This window comes from Bradyrhizobium sp. USDA 4472, assembly GCF_054058595.1.
On sequence record NZ_JBSSAM010000001.1, the window covers coordinates 793529 to 805436 of the forward strand.

At 57.7% G+C, this 11908-nt stretch carries 16 protein-coding genes and 2 pseudogenes; 11 read left to right on the plus strand and 7 right to left on the minus strand.

Features of this window, described 5'->3' with window-relative positions:
* Window positions 1-612 carry a transglutaminase-like cysteine peptidase gene (locus ACVWZ4_RS03715; protein WP_456790022.1) on the minus strand — a complete coding sequence of 204 codons (612 nt, stop codon included), beginning with the start codon at window positions 610-612 and terminating at the stop codon, window positions 1-3.
* A gap of 180 nt (window positions 613-792) precedes the next feature.
* Between ACVWZ4_RS03715 and ACVWZ4_RS03720 the strand changes: the two genes are divergently transcribed.
* Together ACVWZ4_RS03720 and ACVWZ4_RS03725 are read left to right on the plus strand one after the other, a co-directional pair.
* Window positions 793-1533 (plus strand): metallophosphoesterase family protein, encoded by a 741-nt coding sequence (locus tag ACVWZ4_RS03720; protein WP_456790023.1) that lies wholly within the window; start codon window positions 793-795, stop codon window positions 1531-1533.
* 17 nt (window positions 1534-1550) lie between these two features.
* Entirely contained in the window at window positions 1551-2213 is a 663-nt protein-coding gene (locus ACVWZ4_RS03725) for a hypothetical protein (RefSeq protein WP_456790024.1), read from the plus strand.
* A 483-nt stretch (window positions 2214-2696) separates the two neighbouring features.
* Here ACVWZ4_RS03725 and ACVWZ4_RS03730 read toward each other — a convergent pair whose 3' ends face one another.
* Window positions 2697-3116, minus strand: a complete 420-nt coding sequence (locus tag ACVWZ4_RS03730; protein ID WP_456790025.1) for a hypothetical protein — start codon at window positions 3114-3116, stop codon at window positions 2697-2699.
* A 63-nt stretch (window positions 3117-3179) separates the two neighbouring features.
* The gene (locus ACVWZ4_RS03735; protein ID WP_456790026.1) at window positions 3180-3464 is read right to left on the minus strand and encodes a hypothetical protein; all 285 of its coding nucleotides are present in this window, start codon (window positions 3462-3464) and stop codon (window positions 3180-3182) included.
* Window positions 3465-3565: 101 nt separating this feature from the next.
* Between ACVWZ4_RS03735 and ACVWZ4_RS03740 the strand changes: the two genes are divergently transcribed.
* A complete protein-coding gene (locus ACVWZ4_RS03740) occupies window positions 3566-3778 on the plus strand; it encodes a hypothetical protein (RefSeq protein WP_456790027.1) in 213 nt (70 codons plus the stop codon).
* Window positions 3779-4000: 222 nt separating this feature from the next.
* Here ACVWZ4_RS03740 and ACVWZ4_RS03745 read toward each other — a convergent pair whose 3' ends face one another.
* A complete protein-coding gene (locus tag ACVWZ4_RS03745) occupies window positions 4001-4156 on the minus strand; it encodes a hypothetical protein (RefSeq protein ID WP_456790028.1) in 156 nt (51 codons plus the stop codon).
* 905 nt (window positions 4157-5061) lie between these two features.
* Between ACVWZ4_RS03745 and ACVWZ4_RS03750 the strand changes: the two genes are divergently transcribed.
* Window positions 5062-5235, plus strand: a complete 174-nt coding sequence (locus ACVWZ4_RS03750; protein WP_456790029.1) for a hypothetical protein — start codon at window positions 5062-5064, stop codon at window positions 5233-5235.
* A gap of 467 nt (window positions 5236-5702) precedes the next feature.
* Here the strand turns inward: ACVWZ4_RS03750 and ACVWZ4_RS03755 are convergent, their stop codons facing one another.
* Window positions 5703-5954 carry a hypothetical protein gene (locus ACVWZ4_RS03755; protein WP_456790516.1) on the minus strand — a complete coding sequence of 84 codons (252 nt, stop codon included), beginning with the start codon at window positions 5952-5954 and terminating at the stop codon, window positions 5703-5705.
* Between ACVWZ4_RS03755 and ACVWZ4_RS03760 the strand changes: the two genes are divergently transcribed.
* The 6 genes from ACVWZ4_RS03760 to ACVWZ4_RS03785 all read left to right on the plus strand — a co-directional run bounded on the left by ACVWZ4_RS03760 (window position 5910) and on the right by ACVWZ4_RS03785 (window position 9497).
* A complete protein-coding gene (locus ACVWZ4_RS03760; protein WP_456790496.1) occupies window positions 5910-6098 on the plus strand; it encodes a hypothetical protein in 189 nt (62 codons plus the stop codon). The two genes, ACVWZ4_RS03755 and ACVWZ4_RS03760, sit on opposite strands and share 45 nt — an antisense overlap.
* A gap of 269 nt (window positions 6099-6367) precedes the next feature.
* A complete protein-coding gene (locus ACVWZ4_RS03765) occupies window positions 6368-6832 on the plus strand; it encodes a transglutaminase-like cysteine peptidase (protein ID WP_456790030.1) in 465 nt (154 codons plus the stop codon).
* A 71-nt stretch (window positions 6833-6903) separates the two neighbouring features.
* On the plus strand, window positions 6904-7410 hold the full coding sequence (locus ACVWZ4_RS03770; protein WP_456790031.1) for a D-glycero-alpha-D-manno-heptose-1,7-bisphosphate 7-phosphatase: 507 nt from the start codon (window positions 6904-6906) through the stop codon (window positions 7408-7410).
* A gap of 100 nt (window positions 7411-7510) precedes the next feature.
* Window positions 7511-7684: a hypothetical protein gene (locus tag ACVWZ4_RS03775; protein ID WP_456790032.1), complete on the plus strand. Its 174-nt coding sequence runs from the start codon at window positions 7511-7513 to the stop codon at window positions 7682-7684.
* Window positions 7685-8356: 672 nt separating this feature from the next.
* Entirely contained in the window at window positions 8357-8704 is a 348-nt protein-coding gene (locus tag ACVWZ4_RS03780) for a VanZ family protein (protein WP_456790497.1), read from the plus strand.
* A 514-nt stretch (window positions 8705-9218) separates the two neighbouring features.
* Complete coding sequence (locus ACVWZ4_RS03785; protein ID WP_456790033.1) at window positions 9219-9497, plus strand: hypothetical protein; 279 nt, start codon at window positions 9219-9221, stop codon at window positions 9495-9497.
* A 121-nt stretch (window positions 9498-9618) separates the two neighbouring features.
* On the opposite strand, the pseudogene ACVWZ4_RS03790 reads toward ACVWZ4_RS03785, so the two are convergent.
* Window positions 9619-9992: pseudogene (locus ACVWZ4_RS03790) on the minus strand (CHRD domain-containing protein).
* Window positions 9993-10206: 214 nt separating this feature from the next.
* Complete coding sequence (locus ACVWZ4_RS03795; RefSeq protein WP_456790034.1) at window positions 10207-10491, minus strand: hypothetical protein; 285 nt, start codon at window positions 10489-10491, stop codon at window positions 10207-10209.
* Between the two features lie 436 nt (window positions 10492-10927).
* On the opposite strand from ACVWZ4_RS03795, the pseudogene ACVWZ4_RS03800 reads away from it, so the two are divergent.
* Window positions 10928-11149, plus strand: a pseudogene (locus ACVWZ4_RS03800) (IS1595 family transposase); the annotation flags it as partial.
* Window positions 11150-11908 lie beyond the last annotated feature (759 nt).

Consider the following 11908-nt stretch of genomic DNA (forward strand, 5'->3'; position numbering starts at 1 on the left):
CTACACCCCACGGCCCGCGATCGTGGCCCAGAGCCGGTGATGGGTCGGCGTCTGGATCCGGACCCAACGGTAAGGTACGCGCGACCAGGGCCTGATCTGAGGCGTCAGGTTATCGAGCACGAGGTCGCCGCCATTGGTCCGGACGACCAGGATCAGGTGATGTTCGCCGGAGCTGACCACGACCTCACTGAGCAGAAGCGCACGAGCTGGCCAGCCCCTGCTGAGCAGTTCGTGGCGCTTGCTGACGGCGTAGTCGTTGCAGTCACCGCGATCTGGGTTGATCAGCCATTTTTCCGCAAGGAGCCCGAGCTCATTGCGCTCCGGAATGATCTCGCGATTGACGCTTTGATTGACCTGCTTCAACTCGGCCAAGCGTTCTTCCGTGAGCTTCACGGGTCCGCCACGAAAGATCGGCCGCTTGCGGCACTCATCCTCGTAGCGGACACAGAACTGCAAGAATGCAAAGGGCGGCATCGTCGGATTTTCGAACTTGATGTGCTGGATTGCGGCCTGGAGCCCCATAGGCATCCCCAACAATCCAGCGTGAGCCCCTCGAACCCCCATCGACATCACCACAAAGGCCGTGGCAACCAGAACAGAAAGCTTGCGCATATGTCGCATCCCCGAATTTCCTTTGCCGGGGAAGCTAGATGTAAAGGTTTGAAATTCCGGGCGTATTTGACCGCCAATTAAGATCAAATGCGCCTTATGGCCTACTGAATTTGTTTACTATGTGGGTACGGTTGAAACTGTCCGAATCAACTGCTGCATGGATCACCAGAGTCGCCCTAGATGTTCAAATGGCCACAAGCGAAGACGCAAAGGCGCAAGCCGAAACTGCCGGAAGGGCTTCGCGTCTACGCCATCAGCGACATTCACGGCTGCGCTGATCTGCTTCAGCAAATGTTCACAGTCATCGACAGGGATTTGACGACGATCGGCTCCAGACGCCCGCTCCATGTCTTCCTCGGCGACTATGTCGATCGTGGCCCAGATTCCCGTCGCACCATAGACCTGTTGATCGAGCGAGGCCGCAAGCACGAATCGGTATTCCTGAAGGGCAATCACGAGGCCTTCCTTACGGACGTACTCAAGGATCCGTCCCAACTCGATCAGTGGAAACAATTTGGTGGCCTTCAGACACTGACGTCCTACGGCCTGAGACCATCGCTCAATCCTGACGCAGCCGAGCAGGCCGAGCTCGTCAAGGAGCTCGCCACGAAAATTCCTGCTCAGCAGCAGCGATTCTTTCACAGCCTGCGACTGCGCTTCGTCTGCGGTGATTTCTTCTTCGTGCACGCGGGCGTTAAACCCGGCGTCCCGCTCGCTCAACAGCAGGAACAGGACCTGCTCTGGATCCGGGAGGAGTTTCTGCAAAGCGAAAGGCATTTCGGCAAATACATCGTTCACGGCCACACACCCGTGCAGGAGCCGGACGTGCGTCATAATCGGATCAACATCGACACCGGCGCCTATGCGACGGGCAATTTGACGTTGCTCACCATCCAGGGCGATAGTCTCTTAGCTCTGTGACAAGAAGCCCATTTCCTATGTATTCCACAACACGCTTCCGCATAGCTCTGACGACCCTTGGTCTGGTGCTGGGCTGCTACGGTCTCTGTTCCCTGGCCGCGGAGTTGAGCGCGATGCAGAGGCCGCAATTTCCCTCTGATCCGGGCAAAATTGTCGCGCCTGCGGGCGAGGTACCGGGATGGCTCGAGGCGGCAGCGCTCGTCAGGTCGGACCTCCAGAGCAGTCAAGCCCTGATCGCCGCTTTGCAGACGATCCAGCGCGGCAAGGCGGCCAACAGCGCGGCGTCCCATAATGCGAGCAGCCGTTCGCTCGTCAAACAGGCGCTTTCCTCAGCGCCATACGATGCCGAACTCTGGCTCGCCCTCGCCCTGCTCGAGAGCCAACACGAACCCGGCGGACCGACCATGCTCGAGGCACTGAAAATGGCGTACTTTACGGCGCCAAATGATGCACGGCTGATGCCGGTGCGACTTGATACGGCAACCCTGTTTGATGTGTTGGTCGACCCGGACCTTGCGGAACTGGCCCGCGGCGACGTGCGGCTGATGCTGACGCGACAGGCCGACCTGAAAATGGCCGTCGTGCGAGCTTACCGGCGGGCGTCAAAGCAGGGCAAAGAATTCCTCGATCAGGCCGTTAAGGCGATCGATCCGTCTTTCATCGCCGCCTTGCATAGTTAGGGATCGCGCCTGTGCGCATCGCTTGCTCGTCTGCATCGAACCGTCTAAGTTAATTGCAATTGGGGAAAATACAGCCATGCGATCTCCTCTCGGTCTTTTCGCACTCATGTCGAGCCTGACGGTCTCAGCTGCGCCCTCCTTTGCCGCAGACTACGCGGTCCCGCCGGTTCCGGTACGCCACGTGTCGAGCATCCCATACATTGACCGCGGCCCGAATCCGTATTGCGGTCCGCGTTGCGGCTGCCCGATTGTGGTTCATGTCCGCCACAAGAGCCTTGTGCGCTACTATCCGTCGAGCTTCGACCCGCGCACCAGGAATGATGATCCGAACTATGCTTATGGTCGGACACAGACGTACGCCCGTTTTGCAAATCCCGCCTTTCCAGAGCGCGTTCTGGACTATTAATCCCTTCAGGTAACGCCGACTTGAATATGGCCTGTCGACCGTTCAGTGGCGCTTAGCTGAACCAGATACGGCCGCCGCTAGTTGTTAGCGGCCGGCGGCCTGAACTTCGGAAACCGGCTCAGCATCGCCGCCTTCAAAAATTTGAAATGAGCGATCGAGGAGCCGAGTTCCTTGAGCCGGCGCTGGCCGTTCAGGATCTCCTTGTCGAACAGATCCTGGTGATGATTGTCCAGCGCTTCGCGCTCGAGATATTCGTCCTCGCCGTTGCCGATCGTCACGGCAGCCCGTGCCAGCACATCTTCGACCCGGCGATTGAGGCCCGACTGCTCCCGCTCGGCCGCCTCCAGAGCGTCTTCGATCGCGGCCATGATGGTCTCGATACGGGACTGGTCGGTTTCGGCGTCGCGCTCGGGCGAACGGGAACGGAACTCTTGCTCAGCCCCGCTGTGGCCTCTCAGGAAGTTGTGGGTTCGAGCTCGCAAGAACAGCTGAAACATGCGTTCATTTTCCGGTTGAAAGCGTCAAGGCCAGAAGAAGACCAGAAAGTGGGTCCGGGATAGTTAATAAAGGCTAAAGCCCCCGGACTGCTCGTCCCGATTTTGCGCCACCCATGCTTTCCAGGCGCCTTCGTGCTTGCTGTACAATTCCTGCCAGCGTTGCTGCCCAACAACTGGGCAGAGGACACTGCCGTCGCGTGCCATCGGGCCGTCTTCCTGGCCAGGAAGTGCCTGGCTGTCCAGTCGTTCGAACTCGCACGTCTCCTCGAATGTCAAGCCGATCAGGACCCGCCGCCCACCAGCATCGACGAAATATCGCCGCGGCGCATTGTTCCCCGGGTCAATCATGGCGCGCCTCTTCCCAAATCCAGGGGCCTCTCAATGCGCGGAGACGACGACCATAAGCCCAGACAAACAGCGGTGTTCCGATAACCAGGACCAGCAAAGCGATGAGCCAAATCATTAATACCAACCCCAAATTCGAGATTACGGAAGCAACCATTGGCCTTCAAATCCGGGCGCAACTAAGCCACCAGCGGTCAAGGAAACAATGGCAGCTGCCGCTTAACCTAACCGGACATGGTTACCTGGCGATCCTGGACAAGGCCACCATCACCTCCAAATTCACACCATCCAAACCTCCGCAGGTTGTAGATCCCTAGACTGGATACGCACCGCGTAGCCAGAGGCGAAGCCGGCAAAGAAGATCAAGAGCACGATCAGGAATGGCGCCATTTGGAAATCTTCCACTTGCGGATGTTTCCTTCCCCAGACTCCGCATTCTCATCGCCCAGTTGTGTCGAGACGATGATGAACGCCGCTGATTTCGTCAGCAAGCGCGAGAAATATGGGCAGCAATCTGCTTGAGGATTAGCCGTTCTCGATCAACCGAAGAACCACAGGATCAATCTCACCAGCGACATCGTGATGAAATAGACCCAGCCCGCCATCGCGATCAGCACGATGCTGAAGAACGCACCTTCAAATGCACGCTCTCCGATCTTGGTGAGAGGCAACGCTGCCCAGGTTTTTTGAAGCATCTACGTCTTCGTATTAATTGTTTGCGAGATAATAGAAATCGAATTCGACGATCTCGTGACGCGCCTCGTAGGAACTCATCTCGAGAGATTCACCAAAGCATTGTTGCATGCCCGCAGCATGCTTAGATTGTGAACCGGAGTTCCTGCGTCATTCAAGATTGGCCGCGAAGACTTTGGTCGTATAGACAGGGACCACGTTGCCCCGACATCGCGGCGGAGACATCGATGTTGCGCACTTATGCTAGACGAAATCTGCTGTTTGGCCATCCGCTCCCGACGGGCCGCGAAACAGGAAGAGGCCTTTATCCGTAGAGACAATGTCGCCCGGCTGCAGCGTGTCCTCGGCGAGCACACGCTCAGTCGCAAGCTTCTCCGGCAGATCCGGCTCGAATCAGCGTAGCGGGGCCTTGAGTCGCCAATCCCGCCGGGCCTGTTCAGCGCGCTTGCGAGCATCGTTTATTCTGCGCTTCCAGTCCTCGCGCAAAACCAGACCCAGCACCTGTCCGCTCCCGAGCTGGAGCGACACGACCAACACGACTACAGTTGCAAGATCCACCCTCATGCCGGTTATCAGGCTCGCGCGGCAATTCGCGCGCATTCTATTTCACTGCCGCGGCAATGTCTTCCGGCCTCGAGCATGCCGCGGAGCGAAACGAACTTTGTACGAAGGGCTCAGCTCACGAAAACTCCCGTGGTTGTACGGTGCGCTTCGCACCAACTTCATCGCGGTAAGGTTGAGCGGTTAGCTTAATCGGCGTTGTTTGTTGCGAAGTCTCACGGATCGCCTATCCATCTTCGCACCGGGCTCCCCCAAGGCCCGGCCCCACCCAAGCAAAGCCGCTGAGCGAATATCGGTCCGCTTGGCGGCTTTGTCGTTGTGTTGACGCGTAGAGGATCATTCGGTTATGGCGCGCAAGCCCTGGTCATTCAAAGAAGACCGCCGGCTCATAGAATTGGCCAAGTCTTCGATCTCGCTGGAAGAGGCAGCGAAGCAACTCGGGCGCACGCCCGATGCCATTAAGCGCATGGCCCTGCGCCTCGGCCTTTCCCTCAGATTGAAGGGCGGCAAGAAGGGTTAACGACCGCTTTTCCCGGATGCGTCCGGAGCGGAACCGTCAGGCAAATTCGGCGCTGCTTCAAAAGGAACTTGCTGAAATGGCGGAGATTCCGCCGTGGCACATTATTTCATTATCGGCATATCCATTTGGTTCGCCCTCAACGTTGGCTTCTTAGTGTTGCGCCTCTGGGTGACACGCCCGACCTGACACCCGAGCTATGCGTGGCAGCTATCAGCCGAGCCAAATCCGGGTATGGCCGCCGCTGCGCCATTAACCACACCCCGATCGGCGCCAGACCACCCCCGTGGTCGGATCGGCGTTCGGCTTTAAACCTTATTTTAGCGGGCCGAAGGTTAGTGTCGGGTAATTCTTGTTTTACCCCCCTGGGCCGGATGGAAGCAGCACGGCCGAAACTATCAATGGTGGCGCTCGTGCTTGCGGCCACGGCTGCCTTTGGGCTCGCCGGCCACCTCCTCGTTCATTCACAATCAGCAGCCGCGGCAGCTCGATGAACTCACCGAGGTGGTGATGCGCCGCTCCGAGTTCGCTGTCGACTTCGCAGCGGCAAACCTCGACGAATTGGCGGGCCGCGGCTGGCCACATGCGATCCGTCTGCACTCCAGGCGATCCGCCTCCATGTCTATCAGAGCTCGGCCGTCGTCCAGATGCTGGTGGCGCTCGCCAGGAATTTCCATATGACGGTGGTTGCGGAAGGCGTCGAAAGCGAGGAACAGGTCCACGCACTTCTGTCCTGCGGCGTCGAAGAGGGACAGGGCTATCTCGTTGGGCCGCCGTTACCCCTCACAAGATTTAGTGATCTTCTTGTTGCTCATACTGTGCGCAATTCATCTGGTGCTGCATCCGAATATGGTTTGACCGCGTAAGGTCGCTCATCGCAGTCTTTTTTAGGAGCTTCTAACGCTTCACCCTGCATGCGATGAAGATGCAAGCCGAAACTTTGCACAAAACCATCGGCCGTGCACACAACTGATCGTCAAACTTCTGCTTGAGAGCTGTCTCATCATCCTCGCAATGGCGGAACCCAGCGGGGATCGTGGTGATGAGACAGATCCCATCCATTGTGGTTATATTGATCCTCGCTTGCTTCGATCGAACGGCCGCGGTGTCACAAGATGACCGAGTTCCGCCTCCCATGGCGTTCACCCTGTTTTGCACGCGCCATCCCGCGGACTGTAGTCGGCGCGCTGGAACCCAACAGGCGGTAGACCGACTTGATTTCGCGGCACTTTGGCACGAGCTGAACCTGGTCAACACTGTGGTGAATGCCAGCATTGCACCAAGCGCTTCGAGCGACGCGATCGACCTCGACTGGCAAATCTCTCCGCAAGAAGGAAACTGTGCGGACTACGCGGTGACCAAACGCCACCTCTTGCTGGACTCCGGCTGGGCCTCATCCGCGCTGATGCTTGCAGAAGTGGTCATCCGGAAGACGGGCGAGCACCATCTCGTGCTCATCGTCAAGGAAAACGGAGATTACCTGGTCCTCGACAATCGCAGGCCCGCGATCGTCAAACTCATGCAGGCACTGAGGGATTACAGTTTCGTTCGCGGACAACGGGATGACACGTCCCGACTTTGGACGCGAGCTCTGTGGTAGGCCGTTCAGAAATCGATTGAGATTCCCGGAGATTCATTGGAGAAAGAGCATGTAACAACCCCGAGTAAATCATGACGCGGCCTGCAGTGTTCTTCGATCGCGACGGCGTTCTCAACGAGGATGATGGCTACGCATTTGAACCGAGCAAGATTCGGTGGGTCAAAAGAGCCATTGAAGCTGTACGAGCCGTCAATCAATCCGGTTATTTTGCCTTCGTGGTGACAAACCAGTCCGGAGTCGCGCGTGGATTTTACCAGGAGCAACAGGTTCGCGCGGTTCACGACTGGATGGCGGATCAACTGGCAGCAGTGGGCGCGCGTATCGATGAGTTCGCTTACTGTCCCCACCATCCCGAAGGCACGGTCGCCAAGTATCGGCAAACATGCACGTGCCGCAAACCTCAACCGGGAATGATCCATGAACTAGCAAAGCGCCATTACGTTGACCTCCGCCGGAGCAGCATGATCGGCGATAAGCAGAGTGATCTCGACGCTGCCGAAGCTGCAGGCATTTCGGGTCATATGTTTCGCCGACCGGATCTCAAGGCGTTCATCGTCCCTCTCTTGGTGCAACTGTAGCAGGCGCCCCGACCAATGTGATGGCGCGCGTAGGAGCGTCTGTCGGGATCAGGAACCTGATCTCGGCATCGGATTGCCTGCGAAAAAATCCGAGGTTGCGATGTCTCGCAACAAAAGCACGCGCTGGACCGAAGACCAAGAGTCGCTCTTGCTCGAACTGGATGCCAAGGGGTATCCGCCGCGATTGATCGCCGCAAAGCTGGAGCGCTCTGTACGATCCGTTACGATACGGCTCGCGCAGATTAAGAAAACAGCACCAGACAAGGCACGCTGACTTGTACGATGCTTTGTTGGCCAATGCCGGCGATCGCTCTCATCTCCGGGATTTTTGCGATCTGCTTCTGCTTGCGGCACAGGGGGCACTCTCGCGAGGATAAGGCTGCTCGAGACGATCGCTTTGACAAAGCCACCGGCGTCACGCTCTGACCTGAGCAGCAACACGTCCAGATGAGCACGACCCCGGGCGTTTGCGCCTCTTGATTCCAGTTCCACGTTTCGCAGGCAAATTCATGTGATCACGAGTCATCGCGATTCCGCAAAACTGCCTTATCCGTGTTGGGCTAACTCCGTAAACGGAATTTCTTCTCCGTTTCAGGTCTCGTTCAATGCTTGGTGCAATCCTCCTGATCGTCATCGTGGCCGCTTCGTTTGCGGCTGGCTACCTCACGCGCTCCGCCGTCTCCTCTCGGCGTCGTACGCGATATTTGAAATGGGAACCCTATGTTCGATCTTCGCGCCCTTCGCAACCCCCACAGTTCCTGATGCGACCAGACGACCGAAACATCACACCCATGCACCGGTTCGCATCGGGCAATCGTCGTAGGGCTTGACCTCGGCGGCTCGCGACCGCGAAGTTCCAAGCGAATCTGCTTAACGATACCGAAAGGTTCCAAGCGCCCGCAGCCCCGATTGGCGCTATGGTCTGCGCATGCAACGTAAGCACTTCATGACCGCGACGGGGATTTGTCTCGTGCTTATCGCTTATGCCACCTTGGCAAGACTGGCAGGCAGGCCCGCTTTACTGGGCCACGCGGAGGCTTATTGGGTCGTCGTCATCGAGCGCTTTAGTGCTTACGCCGTACTTGGATTCCTTCTGTCTTTCCTGTTGCCCGGACGAATTTCAGTAGCTTGTCTTCTCGTTTTGACTGTCGCGACCTTTCTTGAGATCTTTCAAGCTTTTATACCAGATCGCGACCCACGCCTTCTCGACGTCCTGCAGAAGGCGGCAGGCGGGATCACAGGCGTTCTCATAGCCCAAACGATACTGACATTTCTGCCGCGCCCCCCATCCTAGCACCACGGCTCACGTGACTTCGTTGCCATGCGACGAAGTTTTGATTGGGCGGGGAGCGGCATTCAATTCATATTGGACGCACGAATAGGAAGGATTGGGTCATGATGAACGGACATGGCTTGCTTGTGGCGGGTGCGCTGTTCATCGGACTGTCGTTCCCCGCCAAGGCTCAGGGCACGTACACCATCACCACCACACGAGGCGGATATACCGGCAGCACTTACGGCACACCTGACGCCCCTAAGGCTCCTGCAACTTCGAGATATGTTGCCCCAGCGCCGCGGAATCCGGGAACAGGCCAAGGCCGGACCGAAGGCGCCATGGGGTTGACGCCTCAACTACAAAGAGAGCTTGGAATTTCACGCCAACAGTAGAAAATTGTTCTCGCCAGCGAATTTCGACACGGAGGGCTAAACTAACGTTCGAATTTCGGTGAACTGCAGCCAATGCGGGTTATAGAACACCTCTATGACCGCTGCGAACGGTTCGCGGCGGCATTCCGAAGGATGCCAAGATGCGCAAGAGCCCTGGCTTTATCTTGATCACAACGCTTTCTGTGGCAGCGGCTTCGGCTCAGGACAAGCCTCAGCCTCCGCGGCGCGAGAACAGCCGGTGCAACTACACGATTGCGGGAAAGCAATATGAGCTTGCAGCAGATACCAGGATTTGCTTTCGCTCGCCGCCGCCATACGGTGACCAATACTCCCTACAGCAGTGTTTTCCCCCGTTGCAAGAAATTGCCCAAGTAAAACGCGGCGACCCGCGCTGCGAGAAATACGAAGATCGCCAATAACTTACAGATGCGTCCCGCGTTGAGCAGACTGAATGGTTCTGGATCAAATTGAGCGAAGCTTCTGCCGCGGTGCGTATCCGCTTGCTTGACGCTTGGGAGCGACATCGCTCGGAAATTTGCCCTACTTCGTCATCTGTCCGCGCAGCTCGCCACTGGGATTAAGGGCCGTGTGGATGTTCGCGTACCACTTACCTGTTAGCAAATCTGTTGCCTGACTTTCAGTCAGCGTTGTGGTGCCTTGTATCGGGCTCTGGACTGTCTTGAAGGGGAGTGCGATGCCGGCGTTTTTGCCGGCTTCGCTGGGGCCATGAAAGTGAGCCCCATCACGGGGCCGGACAGACCGGCATAAGTGACCGTATATGTTAGGGCTTTTGTATCAGTATCGTAAGTGGCTTCTGCTTTGCCGAAGCCCGAAGAATTGTTCGGGGGCACTTCGTTGCTCCCCTTGACCTCAGCCTGCAGCTTCACGATCTCGGCCCTTGCGGTTTCGGCCATCAAGATAGGCGGCGCGAACAGGGCCGCAGTCGCTAATAACTTTACGCAAATCAGACAGCTGGCTTTCCCATGGCATCCCCCTCCGGGCTCGATGGCCGGCTCCGTTGGAACACCAGCCGCAGCCTGAAACTCCGTCCAATTATGCCTGATTCGAGACAACTATCGCGGGAATCTCAATGCCACCTCCTGGAGCTGGTGGGTGCGAGGCTCCGGCTTAGGCCATCCCGCGCGCGCCATAGATTTGAGTCGGCGTTAGGAGCTCAGCCATCTGCCGGTGCGTAGCTTGGAGAGCTAGGATCGCGCCGTCCAGATCAAGGTCCGCCTCGCGGACGGACGACAGAAATTTAGCCGTGAGCGCCAGGTCCAGCTTGACGCGCGTTGCGCCGTCGCGGCTTTTTTTGCGATCGAGCGACAGGTGAATGGCTCGCATCCTCGCTTCATCGCTGCTGCAATCGCAGAGCGTTCCGAGTTCGTCATAAGTCATCCAGATCTGAGGCATGTCCCTGTCCATTCCTTGTTATCGGACCCAGCCTAGATCTCGGCCTTAAAGGGATAGTTGCTGCAGCGCGACCTCGCGACCTTTTCGCTGAGGGATGGTCAACTGAAGCTAAATCTGAGACGCCGTTTCGCCCGCGTTCCGAGGGGCGAGCTGGGCAGGCCCTTCCCAACGGCCGCGGAATTCACGGCAAGGCCCAATTCTGAGCCAGCATACAAACTGGACTTCGGGACCGCCAACCACATGTCTCAGTTCAACGCGCCGCACTTTCAGAACCACGTCGACGTCAGGAAGTACCTTGAGGATCTCCGCTGGGGCGGCGAGCGCCTTTATCCGCAGGCAAGTCACACGAAAACGCGTTTACAAGGACTTCACCATCACGACCAAGAGCGTAATGGGGGTCGAGCCACGTCATGTTCAACGTCTAGCTTGAGGCCTTCTAATGGCATCGAGCAAGAAGGACATGAGCGCTCATCAGCTCCACCGTTCTCTTGGCGTCACCTGCAAAACCGCATGGTTCCTTGCTCACCGAATCCGCGAGGCCATGCGCGCTGGCGGTCTCATGGCCCCTTTTTTGTGTAGCGGCGGCAAGGTCGTTGAGGCCGATGAAACGTTCATCGGCCGCAAGGAAGGCGTCAGCAAAGCCCGCGCTGCCGGTCACCATACAACGTCGCGCTGACGCTCGTTGAACCTGGCGGCGCTGCCCGTAGCTTCCATATCGACGGCACGCCCACGGCGACATCTTTCAATCATCGGCGCGACTCTCGGCCGCGAAGCAGGCGAGATCTATCGCGGATTGCGCGCCGGTTTCTGCGCTGGCGCGCGAGGCGGCTTCGCCGCTCGTGATTTTGGTTTTTCCATCGGCGGCTTCTGCGACGTCTTGAGTGCGCCGCGTAGCACAGCCTCGAAGCGCTTTTGGACCTCTTTGTCGCGATAGCCGTCTTTGTCTCTCATCTGAAATTCCCAACAACCACCTGGTAAGGCCGAGACGGTTTGTCTTGATCGGCATCACGCGACGCGAACAGGTAAATCAACGCAGTCCAACACTTGCCTCAGCGCCGCAAAGATAACCCGTGAAGGTACGTATTTGTAACCTGCTCGGGTTCGCAACATCCTCCAACGAAATCATAGACGTCATCGCGCTTTCCCGCGAGAAGGGCTCGAACGTCGGTTCCATCGAACCAGTTCACCCGCCGCAAACCAACCTTCGCCAACATCACGGCGAACGGCCCATCTCGCGGGCAGTTACGCTAACAAGCCGGCCAGAGCAGCCACAATCCTCCCAAGTGAACCCCTTGCAAAGCATGCGTTCGCTTTCCTCGAACAGCCGTTTGGCGAGGAATGTCACCTGCTCATGGGACAGGCGGCAAATCACAACTTCGGGCGCGCCAGTTCCCCCCGCTTTATCGGTGCCCCGGGA